General features: G+C 53.3%; 22 protein-coding genes. 20 read left to right on the top strand and 2 right to left on the bottom strand.

All coding sequences use genetic code 11. The features are described 5' to 3' along the window. Positions 1 to 62: 62 nt before the first annotated feature. The 5 genes from deoB (at position 63) to MHI43_RS28565 (ending at position 6,032) form a co-directional block, all read left to right on the top strand. Positions 63 to 1,241 (top strand): phosphopentomutase, encoded by a 1,179-nt coding sequence (gene deoB, locus MHI43_RS28585; RefSeq protein WP_036663776.1) that lies wholly within the window; start codon positions 63 to 65, stop codon positions 1,239 to 1,241. Positions 1,242 to 1,264: 23 nt separating this feature from the next. After that, entirely contained in the window at positions 1,265 to 1,972 is a 708-nt protein-coding gene (gene deoD, locus MHI43_RS28580) for a purine-nucleoside phosphorylase (protein ID WP_015737558.1), read from the top strand. 178 nt (positions 1,973 to 2,150) lie between these two features. Then, entirely contained in the window at positions 2,151 to 3,452 is a 1,302-nt protein-coding gene (locus MHI43_RS28575; protein WP_015737557.1) for a pyrimidine-nucleoside phosphorylase, read from the top strand. A 520-nt stretch (positions 3,453 to 3,972) separates the two neighbouring features. Then, complete coding sequence (locus MHI43_RS28570) at positions 3,973 to 4,935, top strand: MraY family glycosyltransferase (RefSeq protein ID WP_036663778.1); 963 nt, start codon at positions 3,973 to 3,975, stop codon at positions 4,933 to 4,935. Positions 4,936 to 5,168: 233 nt separating this feature from the next. Further along, positions 5,169 to 6,032: an SDR family oxidoreductase gene (locus MHI43_RS28565; RefSeq protein WP_186326555.1), complete on the top strand. Its 864-nt coding sequence runs from the start codon at positions 5,169 to 5,171 to the stop codon at positions 6,030 to 6,032. 249 nt (positions 6,033 to 6,281) lie between these two features. Here the strand turns inward: MHI43_RS28565 and murQ are convergent, their stop codons facing one another. Both murQ and MHI43_RS28555 read right to left on the bottom strand, forming a co-directional pair. Further along, positions 6,282 to 7,193, bottom strand: coding sequence for an N-acetylmuramic acid 6-phosphate etherase (gene murQ / locus MHI43_RS28560; RefSeq protein WP_015737554.1), 912 nt, complete (start codon positions 7,191 to 7,193; stop codon positions 6,282 to 6,284). 55 nt (positions 7,194 to 7,248) lie between these two features. Then, on the bottom strand, positions 7,249 to 8,205 hold the full coding sequence (locus tag MHI43_RS28555; RefSeq protein WP_036663780.1) for a BadF/BadG/BcrA/BcrD ATPase family protein: 957 nt from the start codon (positions 8,203 to 8,205) through the stop codon (positions 7,249 to 7,251). Between the two features lie 225 nt (positions 8,206 to 8,430). Between MHI43_RS28555 and MHI43_RS28550 the strand changes: the two genes are divergently transcribed. The 15 genes from MHI43_RS28550 to map all read left to right on the top strand — a co-directional run bounded on the left by MHI43_RS28550 (position 8,431) and on the right by map (position 23,890). After that, positions 8,431 to 9,267, top strand: coding sequence for a MurR/RpiR family transcriptional regulator (locus MHI43_RS28550; protein ID WP_036663781.1), 837 nt, complete (start codon positions 8,431 to 8,433; stop codon positions 9,265 to 9,267). A gap of 45 nt (positions 9,268 to 9,312) precedes the next feature. Then, positions 9,313 to 10,707, top strand: a complete 1,395-nt coding sequence (locus MHI43_RS28545) for an extracellular solute-binding protein (protein WP_009590111.1) — start codon at positions 9,313 to 9,315, stop codon at positions 10,705 to 10,707. Between the two features lie 130 nt (positions 10,708 to 10,837). Beyond that, entirely contained in the window at positions 10,838 to 11,755 is a 918-nt protein-coding gene (locus MHI43_RS28540) for a sugar ABC transporter permease (protein WP_009590108.1), read from the top strand. A 31-nt stretch (positions 11,756 to 11,786) separates the two neighbouring features. After that, positions 11,787 to 12,620: a carbohydrate ABC transporter permease gene (locus MHI43_RS28535; protein WP_009590118.1), complete on the top strand. Its 834-nt coding sequence runs from the start codon at positions 11,787 to 11,789 to the stop codon at positions 12,618 to 12,620. A gap of 14 nt (positions 12,621 to 12,634) precedes the next feature. Further along, entirely contained in the window at positions 12,635 to 13,741 is a 1,107-nt protein-coding gene (gene ugpC / locus MHI43_RS28530; protein ID WP_009590136.1) for a sn-glycerol-3-phosphate ABC transporter ATP-binding protein UgpC, read from the top strand. A gap of 26 nt (positions 13,742 to 13,767) precedes the next feature. Continuing rightward, positions 13,768 to 14,463, top strand: a complete 696-nt coding sequence (locus MHI43_RS28525; protein ID WP_036663782.1) for a hypothetical protein — start codon at positions 13,768 to 13,770, stop codon at positions 14,461 to 14,463. Continuing rightward, positions 14,460 to 15,638, top strand: coding sequence for a DUF1343 domain-containing protein (locus MHI43_RS28520; protein WP_036663784.1), 1,179 nt, complete (start codon positions 14,460 to 14,462; stop codon positions 15,636 to 15,638). Before MHI43_RS28525 ends, MHI43_RS28520 begins: the two co-directional genes overlap by 4 nt. Before the next feature lie 3 nt (positions 15,639 to 15,641). Then, positions 15,642 to 16,832 (top strand): anhydro-N-acetylmuramic acid kinase, encoded by a 1,191-nt coding sequence (locus MHI43_RS28515; RefSeq protein WP_036663786.1) that lies wholly within the window; start codon positions 15,642 to 15,644, stop codon positions 16,830 to 16,832. A gap of 129 nt (positions 16,833 to 16,961) precedes the next feature. Further along, a complete protein-coding gene (locus MHI43_RS28510; protein ID WP_036663789.1) occupies positions 16,962 to 18,437 on the top strand; it encodes an FAD-linked oxidase C-terminal domain-containing protein in 1,476 nt (491 codons plus the stop codon). 16 nt (positions 18,438 to 18,453) lie between these two features. Further along, positions 18,454 to 19,851 (top strand): (Fe-S)-binding protein, encoded by a 1,398-nt coding sequence (locus MHI43_RS28505; protein ID WP_036663791.1) that lies wholly within the window; start codon positions 18,454 to 18,456, stop codon positions 19,849 to 19,851. A gap of 317 nt (positions 19,852 to 20,168) precedes the next feature. Beyond that, positions 20,169 to 20,735, top strand: coding sequence for a class I SAM-dependent methyltransferase (locus MHI43_RS28500; RefSeq protein WP_036663793.1), 567 nt, complete (start codon positions 20,169 to 20,171; stop codon positions 20,733 to 20,735). A 158-nt stretch (positions 20,736 to 20,893) separates the two neighbouring features. After that, positions 20,894 to 21,526 carry a hypothetical protein gene (locus MHI43_RS28495; protein WP_341283189.1) on the top strand — a complete coding sequence of 211 codons (633 nt, stop codon included), beginning with the start codon at positions 20,894 to 20,896 and terminating at the stop codon, positions 21,524 to 21,526. Positions 21,527 to 21,825: 299 nt separating this feature from the next. Continuing rightward, complete coding sequence (locus MHI43_RS28490; protein ID WP_015737544.1) at positions 21,826 to 22,611, top strand: TerC family protein; 786 nt, start codon at positions 21,826 to 21,828, stop codon at positions 22,609 to 22,611. 140 nt (positions 22,612 to 22,751) lie between these two features. Then, positions 22,752 to 22,889, top strand: a complete 138-nt coding sequence (locus MHI43_RS28485; RefSeq protein WP_341283188.1) for a hypothetical protein — start codon at positions 22,752 to 22,754, stop codon at positions 22,887 to 22,889. A gap of 254 nt (positions 22,890 to 23,143) precedes the next feature. Next, positions 23,144 to 23,890: a type I methionyl aminopeptidase gene (gene map / locus MHI43_RS28480; protein WP_015737542.1), complete on the top strand. Its 747-nt coding sequence runs from the start codon at positions 23,144 to 23,146 to the stop codon at positions 23,888 to 23,890. Positions 23,891 to 24,951: the final 1,061 nt, after the last annotated feature.

Here is a 24,951-nt window from a genome sequence, read left to right as displayed (position 1 = left end):
CTACAAGCGAGCCTTATGGATAGTTTGATTGAAAAACTCATATATGAGGGGGAGCAATGAATATGGAACGTTTTGACCGAATTCACTTGATCGTATTGGACTCCGTGGGCATCGGGGAAGCACCGGATGCGGCTGATTTCGACGATATCGGCTCCGACACGCTGGGGCATATCGCCCGCGAATGCGGCGGGCTGAACATGCCGAACATGGCAGCGCTCGGGCTGTCCAACATCCGGGAGATCGAGGGCGTCCCTGCAACGGATCAACCTCGGGCTTACTATACGAAGATGCAGGAAGCTTCGAATGGCAAAGACACCATGACAGGCCATTGGGAAATCATGGGCTTGTATATCGATACGCCATTTCGCGTATTCCCGGACGGGTTCCCTGACGAGCTGATTCAGCGCATCGAAGAGAAAACCGGACGGAAGGTCATCGGCAACAAGCCGGCCAGCGGAACGGAGATTATCGAAGAGCTTGGCGAAGAGCATGTAAAAACTGGGGCCTTGATCATCTATACCTCTGCCGATTCCGTGCTTCAAATCGCTGCACATGAAGATGTGGTTCCTCTCAAGGAGCTGTACGAAATCTGCGAGTTCTGCCGCGAAATTACGCTGGAAGATCCTTATATGCTCGGCCGGATCATTGCCCGTCCTTTTATTGGCGAGGCAGGGAGCTTCAAGCGTACGGCGAATCGGCATGACTATGCCTTGAAGCCTTTCGGACGTACGACGATGAACGAGATGAAGGATGCCGGTCTTGACGTCATCGCCCTCGGTAAAATCTCCGATATTTATGACGGGGAAGGCATTACGAAGGCAGTCAGAACCGTATCGAACATGGACGGCATGGACAAAATGGTGCAAACCCTGGATGAATCCTTTAAAGGGCTGAGCTTCTTGAATCTCGTGGATTTCGATGCCGTGTACGGACACCGCCGCGACCCGAAAGGATACGGCCAAGCGCTGGAGGATTACGATCGGCGCCTGCCGGAGGTGTTCGAAAGAATGACGGAGAACGATCTCCTGATCATCACGGCAGACCACGGGAATGATCCTACTTACAAGGGCACGGACCATACGCGGGAATACGTGCCGCTGCTTGTATATTCCCCTCGCTTTGCGGAAGGCAAGGAACTGCCGCTTCGCAAGACCTTTGCCGACATCGGCGCCACGGTTGCCGACAACTTCGGCGTGAAGCTGCCGGAGCACGGAACCAGCTTTTTGAATGACTTGAAATAATCGAACAAGTGGAGGAATGGGACATGAGTACACATATTGGAGCGAAACCGGGAGATATCGCGGAGTCGATTCTGCTGCCAGGCGACCCGCTGCGGGCTAAATTCATTGCCGAGACGTATTTGGAGGACGTGACCTGCTACAACGAAGTGCGGGGGATGCTTGGATTTACGGGAACCTATAAAGGAAAACGCATTTCCGTTCAGGGTTCGGGCATGGGCGTGCCTTCCATCGGGATTTATGTTAATGAACTCATTCGGGAATATGGCGTCAAAAACCTGTTCCGCGTCGGAACCTGCGGCGCGATGCAGGAGCACGTCCAGGTGCGCGACGTCATTCTGGCCCAGGCGGCTTGCTCGGATTCCGGCATGAACCGTCACCACTTCAACGGTTATGACTTCTCCCCGATTGCCAGCTTCCCGCTGCTGCTCGGCGCGTATGAGCGAGGCAAGGAGAAAGGCCTGAAGATGCATGTCGGCAACGTGTTCACGTCCGATGTGTTCTACCGCGAGGACAAATCCGTCGTGGAGAAGCTGATGCAGCACGGCGTGCTCGGCGTGGAAATGGAGACGACGGCGCTCTACACGATCGCGGCACGATTCGGCGTGAATGCCCTGACGATCCTGACCGTTAGCGATCACTTGCTCACAGGGGAAGAGACTTCTTCCGAGGAGCGGCAAACGACGTTTAACGAGATGATGGAAGTCGCGCTGGATACGGCGATTTCATTGTAAAGAAACTGCCCTGAGCGCAGAAGGCGGAATTGTTTTGGAGAAGCGACCCCGTCACCTTTGCCCACGGATTCCAATAATCAAGGAATCTGGGGGCAGCGGCGATCGGAAGAACAGTCCGTATTTGTAGTGATTCCCGTGGAAGGAATACAATCATCGCAAACAGTGAGGAGAATGTACGATGAGAATGGTTGATTTAATTGCGAAGAAACGCGACGGCAAGGAACTGACAACAGAAGAGATCAATTTCTTTATCGACGGATATACCAAGGGAGATATTCCCGACTATCAGGTGAGCGCCATGAACATGGCGATTTATTTCCAGGACATGTCCGACCGGGAGCGGGCGGACTTGACGATGGCGATGGTAAACTCCGGCGAAACGATTGATCTGTCCGCAATTGAGGGAATCAAGGTCGATAAGCATTCCACCGGGGGCGTAGGGGACACGACGACGCTGGTGCTGGCTCCGCTCGTAGCGGCTCTGGATATTCCGGTAGCGAAGATGTCGGGACGCGGCCTAGGCCATACCGGAGGAACGATCGACAAGCTGGAATCCATCGAAGGCTTCCATGTGGAGATCAGCAAAGACGAATTTGTGAACCTTGTGAATCAACATAAAATCGCCGTCATCGGCCAAACCGGGAACCTCACGCCGGCGGACAAAAAACTGTACGCGCTCCGGGATGTGACGGCCACCGTCAATTCCATTCCACTGATTGCAAGCTCGATCATGAGCAAGAAGATTGCCGCCGGCTCGGATGCGATTGTGCTGGACGTTAAAACCGGCGCAGGCGCGTTCATGAAAACGGTGGAGGATGCCAAGGAACTGGCACACGCCATGGTCAGCATCGGCAACAACGTCGGCCGCAAAACGATGGCGGTCATTTCCGATATGAGCCAACCGCTTGGGGCCGCGATCGGCAACTCGCTGGAAGTGCAGGAAGCGATCGATGCGCTTCGCGGCGAGGGTCCGAAGGATCTGGAAGAGCTGTGCCTGGCGCTGGGCAGACAGATGGTGTACCTGGCCCAGAAGGCGGACTCGCTTGAAGATGCCGAAGAGAAGCTAAAAGAGGTGATTCGCAACGGCAAGGCACTGGAGAAGTTCAAGGAATTCATCCAGAACCAGGGCGGAGATCCGTCCGTGGTGGATCATCCGGACCGTCTGCCGAAGGCACAGTATCTCATTGAGCTTCCCGCACAGCAGGACGGCGTTGTCGCCGAGCTGGTAGCGGATGAGATCGGTACGGCAGCGATGCTGCTCGGGGCCGGCCGCGCGACGAAGGAATCCGAAATTGATTTGGCGGTAGGCCTGATGCTGAACAAGAAGGTCGGCGATACCGTGAAGAAGGGCGATTCCCTTGTCACGATCCATGCCAACCGCGAGAACGTGGACGACGTGAAGCAGAAGCTGTATGAAAGCATTCGAATCGCTGATCATGCGGATGCGCCTGTATTGATCTATGACATCGTGACGGAATAAGGTGAATGACGATCCGAAGCGAGCCATAACCTGACGCTGTTTGGCATGAGTGCCTCGTACGCTGTTTGGATTGAGTGCCTCGTACCTCGTGCGCTGCCTCTTCCCCCGTGCCTGCGCGATATGCAAACCTGCCCTCGAAAGTTATCTGAACGGGGCAGGTTTTTTGGCGGTCATCGTCATAAACGGGGGATGAACCCTCATAGGATGGTAATGGGGAAAACGTAAGGCATTTAACGGGAGAGGGAGATGCGTAGTCCGGCAAGAGCCATCCTGCCATTCAAGGAGGCTTTTGGCCATGACCATCGATCAGTTGATTGCTTTGCTGGCACTTATCGTTATGATCATTGGGCTTGCGGTGAAGAAGGAGTCTTAACCGATGAGTCCGAAAAGGGCTGCTGCTAAGTAGAAATTCTACGGATGCGGCGGTCTTTTTCTTTTTGATAGGTTGATAGGATTCGCTATAAGTCATATACTTAGATTGCAATGTTCTCCATTATTCATCATTCATTGGGAGGAAACCATGCTCTATTTTGCAGCGTTTGTCATATCCATGGTGCTGGTGTTGGTATTGATTCCGCCATTTCGCAAACTTGCGATCAAGATTGATTTTGTGGACAAGCCAAGGCCGGACAGCGAGCGGAAAATACACCGCGAGCCGATACCGCTGACGGCGGGAGTCGCCATATTCATCGGATTTTTCATCACTTATTTTGCGCTTACAGGTACCATCTCAAGGGAAGTGGTAGGTATCTTTATCGGTAGCGCGTTGATTCTTGGGATCGGCCTCGTGGACGATTGGTATAAGTCCCAGGGCAAGGAGCTGGCTTCGCTGCCGAAGCTCATTGTACAGGTCAGCGCAGCCGTCGTTGTATACAGCTACGGCATCGCGTTCGAAGGATTCAACAATCCGTTTACGGGTCACTATATTAACTTGCCGGAATGGCTGCAGCTGATCTTAACGATTCTGTGGATCTTCGGCGTTACGACGGTTATTAACTTCTCGGACGGCATCGATGGTCTGGCAGGAGGGCTATCCGCCATATCCGGAGGTACGCTGTTTGTTGTCGCGATTACGATGGGCCGAGGCGAATCCGCCTTGCTCGCCGTCATACTCGTAGGAGCCGCGCTGGGATATTTAAGGTACAACAAGCCGCCGGCCAGAGTGTTCATGGGGGATGCCGGCGCTACCTTCCTCGGGTTCATCCTTGGGATCATTGCTCTGGACGGCGCGTTTAAGGGTGCAACCCTGGCGTCCTTGTTCGTTCCCATCTTTGCGCTGGGCGTGCCGATCTTCGATAATATCATCGTGGTCATCCGCAGAATGCTTCAATCCAAGCCGATCTATCAGGCCGATGCTTCCCAGGCCCATTATCGTTTGCTGGCTACAGGGCTCAACCAGAAGCAGACGCTGGTATTCCTGTGCCTGCTGAACCTGTGCTTCGGACTGGCTGCGATCATACTCGCCATGAACGGCGGTGCTTGAGGCGTATAAGCCTGGCATAAGCTTTCTTCAGTACGTAATTGAAGTCTCGTCTCCAGATCGATGTTGGTGGCGGGACTTTTTTTTAGAGATAAGAAAGTATAAACTTCGGAGGCTTACCATCCTTATCTCGCAAGAAAAACTCCCGCTAAATGCGGTCTGTCTTCTGAGAAAGTACGTCGATAGACGTTTTTTTTATTACAATGGTAGAAGGATACGAACAGGAGGTCAGCGGGATGAATGACATGACAGGAAAGATCGTCATCGTAACAGGAGCCAACTCCGGCATGGGCCTGGCAACGACGTCGGAGCTGGCAAAAAGCGGAGCGCACGTGATTATGGCCTGCCGTAGTCAAGCCAGGGGCGAAGCGGCTCTTCGGCAGGCGCAGCAGGAGAGCGGCAGCTCGAACATTGAGCTGATGTCGCTGGATTTGGGGTCTTTTGACAGCATTAGGGCATTTGCTTCCGAATATAAGGCCAAATACGAGCATCTTGATGTTCTGGTGAATAACGCCGGCGTGGTCACCATTCAGCGGGAACTGACGAAGGACGGATTCGAAGCGATGATCGGAGTCAACCATCTGGGGCATTTTTTGCTAACGAACGAGTTGCTGGAGCCCCTTCAGCGTGCCCGGCAGGGGAGGGTCGTAAACGTTTCCTCCGGAGCGCACAAGGTGGGCAGCATCCACTTCGATGATCCAAATCTTGGGAAGGGATTCAATGTGGCCAAGGGTTACGCGCAGTCCAAACTGGCTAACATCTTATTCACCAAAGAGCTGGCCCGCAGGCTGCAGCCGACAAGGATAACGGTTAATGCGCTTCATCCCGGCGCCGTTAGCACCAGCATCGGCGTGAACCGGGATACAGGCTTCGGCAAAGCCGTCCACAAGCTGCTTCGTCCGTTCTTCTTAACCCCGCTCGAAGGAGCCCGGACAGCGATTTATTTGGCGTCAAGCCCTGAAGTGGAGCATGTAACAGGGGAATATTACGTCAAATGCAAACCGGCCAAAACGACCGAGAAGGCAAGGGATCCGAAGCTGGCTGCGCGCCTGTGGGAATGGAGCGAACAACAGGTCGGCTGGGCATCGGGCAAGGAGTGATGAACCCACGGTTTTTTACAAGAAGTCCAGGTTTCGCGAGGGGCTGAAGCGAACGATCCGATGGGGCAGAACGGGCATCCATGAACGATGAAACCCGTCGGCCCATCAATAAGGTGACGTCTATCCGTACATAAGGGTCCAAGGCTGGCAAACAAATAAACGGGATATCCTCCAGATCGACCGGACCTAGGATATCCCGTTTAACATTTCACGATGGGTGCCATAGTTCGCACATAAGCACACGTTATGTTATTTCGTTGTTTTCATATCGATCGCGCTGCGCACAAACCCGCTGGTACCGTCAAGAAGCTTGGAGGCTTCCGCGGCACTGACGTTGGCAAGCAGCATCACGATCGCGGTTTTGACATGGGCGCCGGCTTCATGGTAGGCCTTCTCCACGGCCTCCTCCGATGCTCCCGTTGCCAGGGTGATGATGCGCTTGGCGCGATGGACCAGCTTATTGTTCGACGGGTTGAGGTCAACCATCAAGTTTTTGTACACCTTGCCGATCCGAATCATGGCGGTTGTCGTCAGCATGTTCAGAATCAGCTTCTGAGAGGTGCCGGCCTTCATGCGCGTGGAGCCCATGATGACCTCGGGACCCACGACGGCCTCGATCACGAATTCGGCATACTGGTGCATCGGCGATTCGTAATTGTTGCACAGACCGATAACAACGGCCCCTCTTTCCTTGGCGCGTCTCATGGCGCCAAGGACATACGGCGTGCGTCCGCTTGCAGCGATGCCAAGAACGACGTCCTTCTCGTTGATACCGTTTTCATTGATATCCTGCTCGCCAAGCTCTTCGCTATCCTCAGCGCCTTCGATGGCCTCTTTGACGGCCTTGAAGCCGCCGGCAATCAACCCCTGCACCATGGACGGGTCCGTTCCATAGGTAGGCGGGCACTCGGATGCGTCCAGAATCCCGATGCGACCGCTGGTCCCCGCACCGATGTAAAACAATCTGCCGCCCTTCTGGAAAGCTTCGACGACGTGATCGGCCGCCCTGGCTATCAGAGGAATGAGTTCGCGAATCGCATCGGTGATCAGGCTATCCTCATTGTTGATGAGGATCATGATTTGTTCCGAGCTCAACTGATCAATGTTCTGGGTATTTTCGTGAGGCTGTTCGGTTGTCAATTGACTTAGAATATTCGTCATGAGACAGGTCTCCTTTTTTGCCTTGGAATATGGACGGGCACTGATGATGTGGAAGCTACAGCAAGTCAGAGACGCCGTCAGTAAATAGCTTGCAGGCCAACAGGGCCCCGCCCTGCGCGGGCGTTCGCTCACGGTTTCCTTCAGGGAAACGGAGCAGGGGGTAACGTGTAAGCATGAGGCTGGTGTACGTCTCCCGGAACCAACGTGAATGCTTGAAAATCGAGCCGATTCCCACAAGCTCGCTCTCGGCGAATTCGGCGTTCTGTCGAATGAGCGCGCAAGTGGTATCGGCCAGCTCTTCGGCCTGCTGCCTGATAATGCGTAGTGCCGTTTCATCGCCGGCGTCGGCTGCCTCGATGCAGCAGCGGGCGAAGGAAGCGATATCCTGTTTCGTTATAGCGGGCTGGTAAATGTAAGATTTGAGGTCGGTAATATGCCGGATCGGGTAGGCTGCAACGATCAGGCTGCTCATGAGGGTGGGGGGCGTTATGCCTTCATGGCTCTTGATCACGGATTTCAGAGTCTGAAGTCCGATCTGATAACCGCTGCCTTCATCTCCGAGAAGATGACCCCAACCACCGACGCGGTGGATGTCTCCCGATTGGGTGATGCCGTAGGTATTGGAGCCTGTTCCTGAGATTGCGAGTATTCCATGCTGACGCCCCAGTACCGCCATCAATGAAATTTCGGCTTCCGAACGCATGTAAATACGCAGCGAGAGCTGCCGCTGCCGGAAGTAGGAACGCAGGTGAGTTTGTACACGCTGCCGTTCCTCTACCGAACTTATACCTGACATACCAAGACATATTGATGTTAATAAAAACGACTTTTTAAAAAGAGGGGCCATGAGCTCATCCAACACGGTTTGGAGTTCCTCCATCGCTTTATCGAATGTTACAATGTAAGGATTGGTGGAACCTCCGGTAAAACGGGACAACACTGCTCCAGCGCTATTGATAGCGGTTGCTTCGGTCTTTGTACCGCCACCATCGACACCGATAAAAATTTCCATATTGAACCACTTCGCTTTCTATATCCAGTATAGGAGAAAAACCAAGTGTTGTAAAATAAAATTTTAAATCATGAATTATGTATTGAAATATAATTTCATACAATTTATAATAAACTCAATCCACTGATAGTGAAAGCGATACCAGTCATGCTTTCATTCAAGATGTGTAAATTAACATCACATAATAGTGACCGTCAGAGGATGATTTGAAAAGGGGGGCAAGAAATGAACGGCGGATTGGTTCGATTGCGCGAGGTGTATGATTCATTAAATCCGTCCGAGCGCAAGGTTGCAGCCTTCATTTTGCAGGAGCCGGCAGAGATGATACAAATGTCGGTGGCGGATCTTGCTGTCCGAAGCGGCTCCAGTCAGGCAGCCATTGTGCGCCTGTGCAAAACGATGGGATTCAAAGGCTATCAGGATCTGAAGCTGAAGGTAGCCGGAGACTTGCAGGAGCCATTAGCCACCGGATATCAGGATATCCGGCCCAATGACAGCATTTCTGCAATTATACAGAACGTCTCGAACAATAACATTCAATCGATTCGGGATACGATGAAGATTATGGAGGAAGGGATGGTGGAAGAGGCCGTTCTGGCCCTCGATCAGTCGAAGCGCATTTTCATGTTTGGGGTAGGGGCTTCCAATCTGATCGGGATGGATGCCCAGCAGAAATTTTTGCGGATCAATAAGGTATGCATATCTTTTCCGGACCCTCATGTTCAGCTCACCTCGGCGGTGCTGCTGACTCCGGAAGATGCGGCCGTATGCATTTCCTATTCCGGTGAAACGGACGAGGTGATCCGCGCAGCAGCCATTGCCAAGGAGAAGGGATGCAAGACGATTGGCATAACCAAGTACGGCGACTCTACCTTGAGCCGATCGGTCGACATCCCTTTGTACACCTCCTCGACGGAGAACGAGATTCGCAGTGGCGCGATGTCCTCTCGTATTACGCAGCTTAATCTTATCGATATTTTATATCTTGGCGTCGCCAGCCGGAATTACGAGAATTCAGTGAAATACCTGGATGAAAGCCGGCGAGCGATCAAGCGGTTGTAGTTCATAGCGAAACCACAAATATATAAATGATAAGGGGAGTAGTACATGAAGAAAAAAGGTTGGCTTACATTGTTGGCTTCTTTGATGCTCGTGTTTACCGCGGCTTGCGGCGGTTCCGGCGGAGCGAAGGCACCGGAAGGCGGAAGCGGAACGGCTTCGGAAGGAAACGGCGAAGCTGCGCCGAAGCAGGACACGGTCGTTGTCTGGACTTATCCGGTACATGGTAAATACGAAGATGAATTGAAAGAGCATGTGGCGGATTTGAAGGAGAAATATCCGCATATTACCGTACAAACCGAAGTGCTCTCCTGGGCTGAAGGCCCGAAGAAGTTCGACGTCGCCTTGAATGCCGGCAACCCGCCTGACCTATACTTCCACGCGGTGGATGGAGCTTATGTGGATACGGGCCTGGCACTGGAACTGACCCCTTATATTACGGATGAAATCAAGAACGACTACCTGCCGGGAACGCTTGAGCTGGGCCAAATCCAGGGCAAGCAGTATGGTCTCCCGCTGTACCAATCCCTCTGGGCTTGGGGCGGCAACAAGAAGATTCTCGAAGAAGCAGGCATCGACTGGAAGGCTATTCAAGAGAACGGCTGGACTTGGACCGAGTTCAAGGCTGCTGCCGAGAAGCTGACCAAGAAACTTCCGAACGGCAATACGCAGTATGCGCTGGTGACGGACGGTACTTCCCTGGACTTCATGGAAATGCTGACGCGCAGCAACGGCATGCCTGACGTTCTGAACGACAAAGGCGAATTCCAATGGAATGACGAGCGGATCCTGGATACGATGACATTCGTGTCCGATCTTATGAAAGCCGGCCATCTGCCTGCCGAGACTGCCGCGATTACGCCGGCGAAACGGATGGACCTGTTCTATGCCGAGGAAGCCGCGATCGTGTCCAAGGCGATCCCTTACTATGACGTGATGCTGCAGAACCGCGCGAAGGATATTGACAGCGGTACGGTCCAAGGCGCGAAAATCGACTTCGTCCTGCTTCCGGTTCCGCATAATGACGGGGCTGAGCGCAAGACCTCCATGTTTGGCGAAGGCTATGTAGCGTTCAAACAGAAGAAGGATAAAGGCGAAGAGCATGCAAAGAACACGTTCCTGATCATGGAAGGACTGAGCGGCGCGAAAGCCGGTAATTCCGCGAATGAACTGGTGCTGCCTTTCGTTCGTAAATCCCAAGCGGAGTTTTATGAAGGCAAAGGGCTCGGTACGGAATCTACTATTAAAGCAGCGGAAATTTTCGCGAACTTCAAGGAAATTCCGGTGACTTTGAATCTCGATGCGGATGCTTCGGGCAACCAGAAGAAATTCAAGGAGCAAGTGGTGAAGCCGAACATTCAAGCGCTGTTCTCGGGCGAGAAGACGCCGGAGCAGATCGCACAAGACTTCAAGGACAAAGGCAAACAAATTTTAGGACAGTAATTGAAGTTATAAGGGGGTGTCCCGTTGTCCTTAGCAGGAACGATCGGGGCACTCCCTTTTTAAACCAATTGCTCCAGGCTCAATAAGGCTTCATGAAAATACTTCACCTGTGCGCAAAGGAGGAAATCAAATGCAGACTGCCCCGGCGCAAGCCCGGCCATCACGTCCCCCCATGAAGGGGTACATACGAGAATATGGATGGGCGTATTTATTCATTCTGGCTCCCGTACTGTTGTTTTTGATATTCACGCTCTACCCTGTCGCCTCCGCTTTTCTGATGAGTTTTCAGGAATACAGCGTGATGGGCTCCGAATGGATTGGAGCAGACAACTACACACGGATGGTACAGGATGAAGTGTTCTGGAAATCCATGAGGAATACGGTCATCTTCACGATCGGTACCGTTCCGGTCAACATTGTCATTACGTATGCATTATCCTTTTTTATTTTTCAGATGAAAAATAAATGGCAGACCTTCTTCAAGGCTACGATGTATTTGCCGGCCGTTGCCTCCGGGGTCACCATTTCGGTGGTATGGCTCGCGATCTACGATCCGACCCAAGCCGGGCTGCTGAACCGTTTCATCGGTTTGTTCGGATTCGATCCGGTCATATGGCTCGGCAAATCGAACACGGCGCTCTTTTCGCTCATTCTGATGAACTGGCTCGGTTCGCATGGCGCGGGCATTATTCTCTATTTGGCCGCCATGGGCGGGATTCCGAAATCGCTCTATGAAGCTGCGGACATCGACCATGCCAGCGGTTGGTCCAAATTCTGGCGCATTACGTGGCCGCTGATGAAACCAACCACCCTGTATCTGCTGGTGACGGGCGTCATTACGTCTTTCCAGGTGTTCATCTCGGTGTACCTGATGACGCAGGGCGGACCGAACTTCGCGACGACAACCATCGCCTATCTGATTTACAGCACGGCGTTCAATTTCTATGAATTCGGACTTGCGGCGGCGCAATCTTTTGTCCTGGCTGCCTTGATTATTGTCATTTCCATCATTCAATTCAAATACTTCTCGTCCGACGTGGAGTACTAAGGCCTATTTTTGAAGCTAAGGGGGTGCACCTATGAAATCAAGATCAAAAGTGATCATGCTGATTGTGGCCTCGGTCATCCTGGTGGTATGGAGCGTTCTGACGATCATTCCGATGTACTGGATGCTGATCGGCTCTGTGCAGGACACCAAGTCAGCGGCATCGTTTATCCCGAAAATGATACCGGAGGTATTCTCCGTAGCCCCGTACGAGCGTTTTTTTGGCAAAACCGACGTCATGAGGTGGCTCTTTAACTCCTTATTGATCTCATCCATCCTAACGGTGACCAACGTATTCCTGGCTTCGCTCGCAGGGTATGCTTTTGCGAAGCTGAAGTTTCCGGGGAACAAAGCGGTATTCTGGATTTTGCTCAGCACGATGATGATCCCGGCGCAGGTGACGCTGATTCCGCTTTACATTTTGATGATCGACGTATTTGATCTCGGGAATACATACACGGCGATTCTTCTTCCCGGAATCGTAAGCGTGGGCAACATTTTCTTGATGAAGCAGTACATGTCATCGCTGCCTACCTCTTTGATACATGCGGCGCGCATCGATGCTTGCGGCGAATTCGGCATCTTCTGGAAGGTCATTCTTCCGATGGCGAAGCCGGGTCTTGCCGTGCTTGCGATATTCACGTTCGTTGCATCATGGAATGATTTCTTCTGGCCCTTCCTCGTGACTAACTCGACGGAAATGAGGACGATTCAGGTCGGTCTTGCTTCCTTCGTCTATGCGGACACGACCGATTTCGGCGCACTTATGGCTGGAGCAACCGTCGCGGCACTGCCGATGATGATCCTGTTCTTCTCGCTTCAGCGCTATTTCCTGCAAGGCATCACCATTGGAGCCGTTAAAGGCTAGAAGGAGGCAAAGTTATGGCACGCGTAGAATTCCGAAATATACGAAAAGAATTTGTAGACGACAACAAAGGGACGTTTACCGCTGTAGCGGGGTCGGACTTTGTGATCAATGATAAAGAGTTCGTGGTATTCGTCGGTCCGTCCGGCTGCGGCAAAACCACCTCGCTGCGCATGATTGCGGGGCTTGAACGTCAAACGTCCGGCGACATCATCATCGGCGACCGGGTGGTCAACAATCTGCATCCGAAAGACCGCGACATCGCCATGGTGTTCCAGGATTATGCGCTGTATCCGCATATGACGATCCGCGAGAACCTCTCCTTCGGTTTGAAGAACCTGAAGAAGCCCAAGGCTTACATCGAGCAAAAGGTATCGCAGGCAGCCTCCATACTCGGCCTGGAGTCGATGATCGACCGGAAGCCGCGCGAGCTGTCCGGCGGACAGCGTCAGCGTGTTGCGGTAGGGCGGGCGATCGTGCGCGACCCGCAGGTGTTCCTGTTTGACGAGCCGCTGTCGAACCTGGATGCGAAGCTTCGCGTGCAAATGCGGGTAGAGCTGTCCGAGCTGCACAAGCGCCTGGAAGCTACCATCGTATACGTCACGCATGATCAGGTTGAAGCGATGACCCTCGGTGAGCGTATCGTTGTAATGAATAACGGCATTATCCAGCAGATCGCCTCACCGACCGAGCTGTATGCGAATCCGCAGAATATGTTCGTAGCCGGCTTTATCGGATCCCCGCCAATGAACTTCATCGACGTGCAGAAGGAAGGAAATGTTCTCCGGATGGAAGGCGGGACATTCACCATTCCGGATTCGATGGCAGGTGCCCTAAGCAAATACGACAACAGGCATCTGATTCTGGGGATTCGCCCCGAGCATATTACCGGCGAGGATATGCCAGGCACAACCAATCTGAATTACAAGTATTCCACGAAGGTTCAGGTCGTTGAACATCTCGGCTCGGAGAATCTGGTGTACTTCCGCGTAGGCAACCGGACCGTGACCGCGAAGGTTCATCCGGAAACGACGGGTTATCCGGGCATGGACAAAACCTTCATTTTCAATTTCGATAAAGTGCATTTCTTCGATCCTGAGACGGAGCAGCGTATCGATTGGTAAACAACGACGAAGAGGAGAGGAAAGCTATGCGCAAGCTGAATGATGTGTTGAAGAAGACCGGGGTTGAGATTTACCGTGAGATTACGGCGGTGGCCTTATACAGCATGATTACCTCGCTGGTGCTCGTGACGGTGGTCATGTTCGTGCCGCTGATGGTAGCGCTGCTGCTGCTGCCGGTCCTGTACATGCCGCTCTTCTATGGGGTTTGCTATGCGTATCACCGCAAGACGGAGAGAGGAAAGTCGAGGCTTAAAGATGTGTTCCAAGGCGCGATCAAGGGACTCGGACCTGCCGTAGTCATGGGCTTCTTCTTCGTGGTGATGGCGCTGATTTTGTGGTCCACCTGGTGGTATTACGGGGGCAAAGAGGGAATCGGTTATCTTGCGATCGGCGTGTTCCAAACCTATTTTGTCATCATGGCGCTCATCTCCCAATTCTACACCTTTCAGCTTGTCCTTCAGGAAGGGATGGGGATCTTCAAGGCCATGGCGCACAGCGTCAAGCTGTTCTTGAAGTTTCCGGCCTATACGCTGGGCGCGTGCTTCCAAGCCTTCTGCGTCGCCATTCCGCTGCTCGTCACAGTTGTTGGCTTTGGATTCTTATTTAACGGCATGTGGGCCATATACCAGCATAAGGTTACGTATAATGTACTGAATCCGGAAGAGGCCAAGCCGGCGGAAGACGGTGTGGTAGCCTCCGAAGCGAGAGGTGTGAGCATATGATAAAAGTCAATGTGCGAAGCGGCATTGATGTGCTGTCGGGCATCAAGCACGAGAAAATCACGGGTCGTCGCCTTGGCGTCATTACGAATCCGACGGGGCTCACGTCGGATTTTCGTTCATCTATCGAGGTGGTTGCAGGCTTGCCAGAGTCGGAACTGACGGCTTTGTTCGCCTGTGAGCACGGACTGCGCGGCCAGCTGCAGGCAGGCAAGCACGTGGATGACGAAGTGGATCCGGTATTCGGCGTGCCGGTGTACAGTCTGTACGGTTCGCGGCGCAAGCCGGATGCTGACATGCTGAAGAACGTGGACACGGTCATCTTCGACATTCAAGATCTTGGCGTGCGCTTTTATACGTATATGACGACGCTGCTGTATGTTATGGAGGCATGCGCCGAACATGGCAAGAGCCTGCTTGTCCTGGATCGACCGAATCCGCTGGGCGGCGAGCGCTGCGAAGGAGGTTTCCTTAAGCCGGGATATGAATCCATGGTGGGCGGATGGCACATTCCGATTAACACCGGGATGACCATCGGCGAATTCGCGCGCATGGCCAATGACATGCGGGGAACCGGCTGCGATCTGGATGTCATTGGGCTGGAAGGCTGGACGCGCGGCATGGAATATACCGACACGGGCTTGCCGTGGGTGTTGCCTTCGCCGAACATTCCCACGATGGATACGGTGCGGCTGTACAGCGGGACCTGTTTCTTCGAAGGGACCAATCTTTCGGAAGGTCGGGGGACGACCCGGCCGTTTGAATGGATCGGCGCTCCATGGGTCAACGGGGAGGAGCTGGCCCAGGCGTTCAACGCATACGGACTGCCCGGCGTCCATGCCCATTCCATGTATATGACCCCTACCTTCTCGAAGCATCAGGGCGAAGGCTGCGGCGGGGTCATGCTGTTTGTGACCCATCCGGCAGAAGTAGAGGCTGTGCGCACAGGGCTTGTGCTGCTGCATCTTGTCAGCCGGATGTACCCGGATCAGTTCCAGTGGCTTAGCCCGCCGGAAGGACGAAGCCGGTACTTCATTGATTTGCTGACGGGAAGCGAGGATGTCCGCCGGCACATCCACGAAGAAGCCGGACTCCAGCGTCTGGTTGCGGAGTGGGGCAAGGACGCGGAGCAGTGGAGAACGATGCGGGCTCCGTATCTGCTGTACGGGGAGGCGTAAAATATGATGTTCTCGCCATGGAAGGAGGGCAGGCCGGCCATTGTGGTCGGCCTGATGTCCGGTACTTCGCTGGACGGCATTGATGCGGCCATCGTCGGCATACAGGGAAGCGGCTTCGATGCATCGGTTGAACTGCTGCATTACTATAGCAAGCCTTACGAACCGGAGCTCCGTCAGCGGCTGCGCGATTTGTGCAGTGAGGAGAATTCGAACAGCGCTGCTGTCTGCAGCATGAATGCATACTTGGGGTATCAGTTTGGAGCCGCAGTCCTGGAAGCGGTTGCCGATGCCGGCATGCGCATAGATGAAGTGGATTTGGTAAGCTCCCATGGACAAACGATTTGGCATCAGCCCGTACCGGAGCAAGGGGATCCGTATTCCGTCGCTTCGACTTTGCAGATCGGCGATATTTCCGTTATCGCCAAGCGCACCGGCAAACTTACGGTAGGAGACTTCCGGCCCGCGGATATGGCGGTTGGGGGCCAAGGGGCGCCGTTTGCGCCTTACGGAGACTTGATCCTGTTTCGGCATCCGGAGCGGGGGAGGCTGCTGCAGAACATCGGCGGGATCGGCAATTGTACGGCGCTGCCCGCAGGGGCGGATCCTTCGGATGTGCTGGCCTTTGATACCGGACCCGGCAATATGATCATGGATGCAATAGCTCATATGCTATCCGGAGGGCAGCTTTCGTATGACGACAGCGGACAATGGGCTGCCCGAGGCAACCCGGATCAGGATTTGTTAAGGGAGATGCTGGCGCATCCCTATTTTCAAGCAGAGCCGCCGAAATCAACGGGCAGGGAATTGTTTGGCCACAATTACGCGGTTTCGTTTCTGGAGCAAGCCAGGCTCAGGAGCCTCTCGGATGAGGATACGATGGCCACGGCAACGGCGTTTACCGCACATTCCATTGCCGATAGCTATGTGAACTATGTGTTTCCTCACCACAGAATGGATGAGGTGATCGTAACCGGTGGAGGGGCCCATAACAAGACGCTGCTCTCGATGTTAGGGGAGCTGCTGCCGGAGCAGAAGGTCATGACCTCCAAGGCGCTGGGCTTCGATGACGATGCCAAGGAAGCCGTGATTTTTGCGCTGCTGGGCAATGATTTCATGCTCGGCGTTCCTAACCATTTGCCAGTGGCAACCGGTGCGCGCAAGCCGACCGTTATGGGGAAGCTGGCACTGCCATAGACCATTCACTAAAGCCAGTAAACGGAAGTGCCAGGCGATGGCACATAGATAATGTTAGGCAGCGATTTGGTGGTAAGTAAAGGGATTATCTTAGTAGTCAAACCCGTATAGGGGAGGGGGAGAAACAACATGCTGGAAACTGTCATTCGCGAGCAGCTGGCCGCCGTGGTTGGCGGGAAGTGGTTCAAGGATGATCCGGAAAGTCTCGTCTCATACAGTTATGATGCTACGCCGCTGTATCAAGCGATGCCGGACGGAGTTATCTTTCCTGGAAGCACGCAGGAGGTCTCCGACATCGTCAAAATTTGCTCGAAGCACCGGATACCCGTTATTACGCGGGGAGCGGGCAGCAATCTGTGCGGCGGCACCATTCCGCTTCAGGGCGGTCTGATCGTGGTCATGACCCGTATGAACAAGCTGCTGGAGATCGATGCGGATAATCTAACCGCGACCTTCCAGACGGGTCTGAATACAAAGCAGTTTCATCTGGCGGTCGAGCGGACGGGGCTGTTCTATCCTCCGGATCCGAGCAGCATGATCATCTGCACGATGGGCGGCAATATTGCCTTGGGAGCCGGCGGGCTGCGCGGATTGAAGTATGGAACGACCAAGGATTACGTACTCGGCCTGGAGGCCGTATTGCCGGACGGCAGTATCCTGCGCACGGGCGGCAAGCTGGTGAAGGATGCCGCCGGGTATGATTTGACCCGATTATTGGTGGGATCGGGCGGAACGTTAGCCATACTGACGGAAGCCACGGTGAAGCTAATTCCGAAGCCTTCATACAGAAAGGCCATGGTCGCCGTATATGATGACCTTCAAGCGGCGGCTCGAACGGTATCCAACATTATAGCCAATCATATATTCCCGTGCACCTTGGAGTTCATGGATCAGCCGACTCTTCAGGTGGTTGAGGATTTTGCCAAAATCGGGCTCCCGGTTCACGCCAAAGCGATGCTGGCGATCGAGCAGGACGGCAGCGTGGAGGATGTGGAGCGGGATCTGAAGAAGCTGGAGGAGATATGTCTTGCTTCCGGCGCGGTGCAGCTGAATATCGCCAAGACCCCGGAAGAAGGGGCGAAGGTGATGGAGGCGAGACGGAGCGCGCTCGCTGCGCTGTCCCGTCTGCGGCCGACCACGATCTTGGAGGACGCAACGGTTCCGCGTTCGAAGATTGCGGACATGGTGCTTGAAGTTCAGCGCATTGCCCAGAAATACGATGTGCAGATCTGCACGTTTGGCCATGCCGGGGACGGCAATCTGCATCCGACCGCGATGACGGATGCCCGCGACCCGGAAGAAATTCATCGCGTGGAAGAGGCATTCGCCGAAATCTTTGAGGCGGCGATTGCCATGGGCGGCACGATTACCGGCGAGCATGGCGTCGGTATCGTGAAGGCGCCTTACCTGGAATGGAAGGTGGGGGAAGCCGGCATCCGGATGATGAAATCCATCAAGGATGCAATCGACCCGCACCAGATCATGAATCCGGGCAAGCTGTTTGCGGAAACCCGAAAGCGCATCGTATTCCAGGAGCGGACGGAGCAAGCAGGGCGGGACTCAGCTTCGGATCAGGATCAGGATCGGAAGATCGAAACATCGTGAGAGGAGGCGATCGCGCATGAATTCAACCCATGAGAAGCTTGCACAATCGCTGAAGCTGACGCTGGACGAGGATCAATTGACGAACTGTATGCGCTGTGGGTTCTGTCAGACCGCATGTCCGACATTCATCGAAACTGGGCTCGAGGCTGCCTCCCCACGCGGGCGGATCGCCCTCATGAAAGCGGTTGTTGATGGTTTGATGGAACCGGATGAGAGCTTTCGGAGCCAAATGGATCTCTGTCTGGGGTGCAGGGCATGCGAGCCGGCATGTCCGTCCGACGTGAAATACGGCCAATTGATCGAGCAGACCCGGGCGGCCATTGCGGCGGAGAAGCCTTATTCGCTGCCGGTACGAGTCGTCCGCAAGACGTTCCTGCAAGGGATTTTCCCGCATCGCGGAAGACTGAAGCTGATCGGCAAGACGCTTTCGTTCTATCAGAAATCCGGGCTGCAGAAGTTTGCGCGCAGCTCCGGGGCCATGAAGCTGTTTCCCGACCATCTCCAGCAGCTGGAAAAGGCGCTGCCTGACGTAACGGGCGATGGTCTGGAAGAACTGTGGGGCAAGGCCGGCTTGCCCTACCGCCGCGAGACGACAGGGAGCGGTTCCAAGCTTATGGTGATCCCCGCGTCCGGGGCCAAGGTCGGCCGGGTCGGCATGTTCCGGGGCTGCATTATGGATGTCATGTTTGCTTCTACGAACGTGAACACCGTGCGGCTGCTGCGTCAGGCCGGGTTCGAGATTGTCATTCCGGAGGAGCAGGTATGCTGCGGTGCGCTGCATGCCCATGCCGGTGAAATGGACGATGCCAAACAGCTGGCCGGCCAGAATATATGGGCTTTTGGGGAAGCGAACGTGGATTACATTGCAAGCAATGCGGGGGGCTGCGGCGCCCTGCTGAAGGAATACGATCATCTGATGCATGCCGAACAGGATGAGCGGCTTCAGCAATCGGCCGTTCGTTTCGCAGAACAGGTAAAGGACATCTCGGAGCTGCTGAGCAGCCCGGGACGGCCGCTTACGCCGATTCAAGCGGAAAGCGCGAATAAGACCGTCAAGGTCACCTACCAGGATTCTTGCCATCTGCGCAACGTCATGCGGGTGCAAGGAGAGCCTCGCCAGCTGATGCAGCAGCTTCCGGGCGTAGACATGTGCGAGCTTCAGGGGGCAGAGGTATGCTGCGGGTCTGCAGGCATTTACAATCTGACCCAGACGGAAATGTCGACAACGCTGCTCGATCATAAGATGGAGCATGTGGAGGCAACAGAGGCCGAGGTAATCGTGACCTCGAATCCGGGCTGCCTGCTGCAGATGAAGTGGGGCATCGAGCGTGCCGGGAAACAACGCGGCATCGAGGCCGTTCATCTTGCCGATTTTCTGGCAGGGCAGGTATGGATTGAGGATAAGGGCGAGTAACGAACAATCGGGGCATTTCCATGGTCATCATGATCAGGGAAATGCCCTTTTCTGGTTCATCTCCTTATTATGGCCGCAGATCCTATTCCAATCTCTTGCATGGTTCTTTCGTACAGTTCGCGTAGAATCAAGAGGCTGTCTAAGGCATGCCAAGCGGAAGGGGATCGGCGGTAATCGTTATAGACCAACGAACCGGTTTACATCGTTCCCAATCAAAGGTATGGTAGACCCACAGGGAGAATTCCTTTTCACATTTGATACAAATACATATTGCAACATGCCATGAAATGCGATTCATCGAGGAGGAGAGCGATAACATGAAAGAGAGTTTTGATCCGTCACTCATCGAGCGATTGGAAAGTCCGGAAAGGAAAAAAGAGCTGCCGGCTTCTTCGCTGCTTAAGATGCTTCAGGTGAATGGCGAGGTGGATGTGCTGGATATCGGGGCGGGCACCGGCTATTTTTCCATACCGGCAGCCTCATTAACGACAGGCACCGTTTACGCGCTGGATACCGAGCCAGCCATGCTCGACATGATGCGCGGGCGTGCACAGGAACAAGGAATCACGAATGTGAAGGTGATGGAAGGCGTGTTGGAACAGCTTCCTTTCCAGGATGAAACCGTTGATCGAGTCATCGCGTCCTTGATCCTTCACATCACCGACCAGCTGGAGGAGTCGATCTCCCAAATCGCAAGAGTGTTACGGCCAGGCGGGCGCTGCTTGTGTCTGGAATGGCAGGAAGACCCGTCCGAGAAGCGGGTTCCGAGGCCGAACCGGGTTGACCCGCAGGTGCTAAAGGCTATGTTGGAGCAAGCAGGGCTGCAGGTTGACGGAATCCGGTATCCCACGAATCGTCACTACCTGATCATCGCCAGCAAGTAGTTCATGACGTTGGCAGCTTCTTGCGGGGGTGCTTCCTTAGATCGGCAGCCGAAATGCGCCGTTATCCCTCCCTCATTTTTGGAGTGGATCGGCGCATTTATGGATAGAGTTGGAACATTTTAGGGGGAAGGGCCGTCTAAGGATTGAGGTGACCCATGATGAGAAAATCCAAGGTTATGATCATGCTTAGCTGTTTGCTCTTGCTCGTCAGCCTGTATACGATACAACCATCCGACGTATTTGCTTGCTCATGTGCCGGACCGCCTGAGGTTGCGGAAAGCCTGGAACGGAGCGCAGCGATATTCGCAGGCAAGGTGACTCAGATCGCGGGCCCGCCGCGGAAGCAGGTCATGTCCTCGGCTGATCCGGTTCATGTTACGTTAGAGGTAACGGAAATATGGAAAGGCGAGCTGAACCCCGTAACGGAGCTTACCACGGCCATGTCATCGGCCAGCTGCGGTTATGACCAGTTTGCCGTAGGCAGCGAATATCTGGTGTTCGCGTCCGCAGAGTCGGGCCGGCTGACAACAGGGCTTTGTGACGGAACGAAGCCGCTCACCGCCGCCGGCAAGGAGCTATCCGAGCTAGGGGCCGGATATCCTCCGAAAGCTGCGCCTCCACCGGGCGAAACGGGGTCTGATACGCTTGCTGAGGGAATGCTTCCAAGTGAAGGTGAGGCTGCAGATCAGACATTTATGCAGTGGCCTTTCCTGTGGGGGGTTGTCGCAGTGCTGATGGCAGCTGGACTATGGCTCTATTTTTGGAGGAAGAAAAAAAGAAATGTAAAGTGAATGTAAAATTTTTGAAAGTCTATTGGCGGTGGGTAAACGGCCATGCTATAATTCATGTATTCAAGTAAAGGGGAGTAGCAGTCGCAGCAAAGTCGTCAATTCGTGACACGTACGTGTCTCCGGCTTTGTTGGCAACGAAAGTTGTTTGCGAGACCTTTGCCGATTCGGTAAAGGTGCTTATTCCTACAGCCTATTTCTGGGTAGATACCTTTATCGCCGATTTTCGGGATAAAGGTTTTTTGTTTTATACGCCTTTGAAACGTAAATCGGATCATCCTATACATGAAGGAGAGATGCGTTTGGAAATGGGACTGTTGCTCGAATATGGGTGGGTGCTGCTGGTGTTGATTGGACTCGAGGGGATTCTCGCAGCCGATAATGCCCTGGTGATGTCCATCATGGTTAAACATTTGCCGGAGGACAAGAGGAAGAAGGCGTTATTTTACGGATTGGCCGGTGCGTTTGTGTTCCGTTTCGCATCCCTCTTCATTATCTCTTTTCTGGCGGATGTCTGGTACGTACAGGCGATTGGAGCCTTCTACCTGCTGTATATCAGTATCAATCATATGGTGAAGCAGTTCTTTGTGAAGAAGAAGAAACATCTGAAGGAAGCGGAAATGAAGCAAGAAAAATTCTGGGTTACCGTGTTAAAGGTAGAGCTTGCGGATATTGCGTTTGCGGTCGATGCGATTTTGGCTGCCGTAGCCCTCGCCTTGACGCTGCCCGAAACCGGCCTTCCGAATATCGGAGGCATGGACGGCGGACAATTCCTGGTTATCCTGGCAGGCGGAATTATCGGCTTGGTGATCATGCGGTTCGCGGCATCGTATTTCGGCAGGCTGCTCGTAAGAAGGCCCGGCTTGGAAACGGCTGCATTCCTGATCGTGGGATGGGTAGGAATCAAGCTGGCCGTCTATACGCTCGCGCACCCGGATATCGCTGTATTAGAGAAGACGTTTCCCAAGAGCGCCGGCTGGAAGCTCATATTCTGGGGCGTATTGATCCTGATCGCGGTCCTCGGCTGGTTCTTATCCAAGGAGAAGAGCGATATGACCCAGAAGGAACGGAAACAAGTGGAAAGCTAAAGCAACGGCCCCTTTTGATATAATGAACATAGGAAAAAGAAAGGAATCGTGATCTCGCGTGTAAAATTATCGTTTCTGCGCAACCTTTAATATATAGATATGAGGAGAAACGATTGTCATTGGATAAATGAAGCTTAAAATTGGATAAAATGCTGCCCGCCCTGATTTTGTTCATGGTCATTGAGAGTCATATGACTTTCTGGGTTACCGCCGAGTTAAAGATGCCTCCGAGAATGCAAAACGGTTATGCCGCGGCATCCGTACCTGTCCGCATTTGACCGAAAGGCAGAAATTCCTAACGGAAATCATTGAGGTTACCTTGGCTTAAGAGTAGAATAAGATCATGTGGGGCGCTATCAGCTTTTCTTTTTTTGGAACCAAGACAAGAAAACAGATACACCTTGTGATTGTGAATCAGCCTTATTGGCCGGGGAGTGAGGAGGACGCAGATGCCTGTCCTGAAGCTCCTTCGGTCAGCTAAGGCTTTTTGATTTGAGTAGGAGATAACAGCCATGAAAAGGAGTGAGCAGGATTGATAATCCTCAAAACACAAGAACAAATCGCCAAGATGAATAAAGCCGGCGATATTCTCGCCGAATGCCATCGTCAGATCGCCAACATGATCAAGCCGGGCGTAACGACGCTGGAGATTGATCAGTTTGTCGAACGGTTCCTGGCGGAGCGCGGCGCGACGCCGGAGCAGAAGGGATATCATGGTTATCCTTTTGCGACCTGCGCGTCGGTCAACGACGTGATCTGCCATGGTTTCCCGAGCCATGAGCCGCTGAAGGACGGGGATATCGTTACCATTGATATGGTGGTGAAGTATGATGGCTGGCTCGCCGACTCGGCTTGGTCCTATCCGGTCGGAAACGTCTCCGAGGAAGCGCAGCATCTGCTGGACGTGACGAAGAAAGCTCTGTACCTCGGAATTGAGCAAGCGGTGATCGGCAACCGGATCGGCGATATTTCCCATGCGATTCAATCCTATGCGGAAGCGCAGAATTTATCGGTTGTCCGTCACTTCGTGGGGCACGCCATCGGCGAAAATATGCATGAGGAGCCGCAGGTTCCGCATTACGGGCCACCCAACCGCGGGACTCGGCTTAAAGAGGGCATGGTCATCACCATCGAACCGATGCTGAACCTGGGAACATATCAATGCAAGATCGATTCGGACGGATGGACCGCCAGAACCGTGGACGGGAAATGGTCCGCGCAGTATGAGCACACGCTCGCCATCACGAAGGATGGCCCGGTGATCCTGACGGAACAATAAGTGGTGACTCCATAGTGTGAGCCTAGACAAAGGACTCCGACGAAGCAGGCGGAATTATTCTGTAGAAGCGAAGCGTTCGCCTTTGCCCCCGGATTCCAATGATTGATATTGTCGTTCAAAGGAATCTGGGGGCAACAGCGATCGGAAGAACAATCCGCAGGCGAAGTGATGCGTGACCATGCAAAATTCAACATCAACGAATCACGCTAAATTGAATTTGTCTTTAAGGGTTATAAAGATAAACTCCAACGAAGCAGGCGGAATTGTTCTGTAGAAACGGAGTGGTCGCCTTTGCCCCCGAATTCCAACGATAGATATCGTGGTTCAAAGGAATCTGGGGGCAACAGCGATCGGAAGAATAATCCGCAGGCGGAGTGATGCTATATCAAGCAAAATTCAACATCAGCGAATCACGCTAAACTGAATTTGTCTTTAAGGTATATAAAAGATAAACTCCAACGAAGCAGGCGAAATTGTTCTGTAGAAGAGAAGCGTTCGCCTTTGCCCCGAATTCCAACGATAGATATCGTGGTTCAAAGGAATCTGGGGGCAACAGCGATCAGAGTAACAATCCGCAGGCGGAGTGATGCGTTATCAAGCAGAGTTCAACATCAGCGAATCACGTTAAATTGAATTTGTCTTTAAGGTATATAAAAGATAAACTCCAACGAAGCAGGCGAAATTGTTCTGTAGAAGAGAAGCGTTCGCCTTTGCCCCGAATTCCAACGATAGATATCGTGGTTCAAAGGAATCTGGGGGCAACAGCGATCGGAAGAATAATCCGCAGGCGAGTGATGCGTGACCATGCAAAATTCAACATCAGCGAATCATGCTAAATTGAATTTGTCTTTAAGGATTATAAAGATAAACTCCAACGAAGCAGGCGGAATTGTTCTGTAGAAACGGTAGTGGTCGCCTTTGCCCCCGAATTCCAACGATAGATATCGTGGTTCAAAGGAAATTTGGGGGCAACAGCGATCGGAAGAATAATCCGCAGGCGGAGTGATGCGTTACCATGCAAAATTCAACATCAACGAATCACGCTAAATTGAATTTGTCTT

The sequence above is a fragment of the Paenibacillus sp. FSL H8-0457 genome, assembly GCF_038051935.1.
Classification (GTDB): Bacteria; Bacillota; Bacilli; order Paenibacillales; family Paenibacillaceae; genus Paenibacillus_AQ; species Paenibacillus_AQ lautus_A.
The sequence above is the reverse complement of the archived record's forward strand: the minus strand, read 5'-3'. Positions and strand labels throughout refer to the sequence as shown.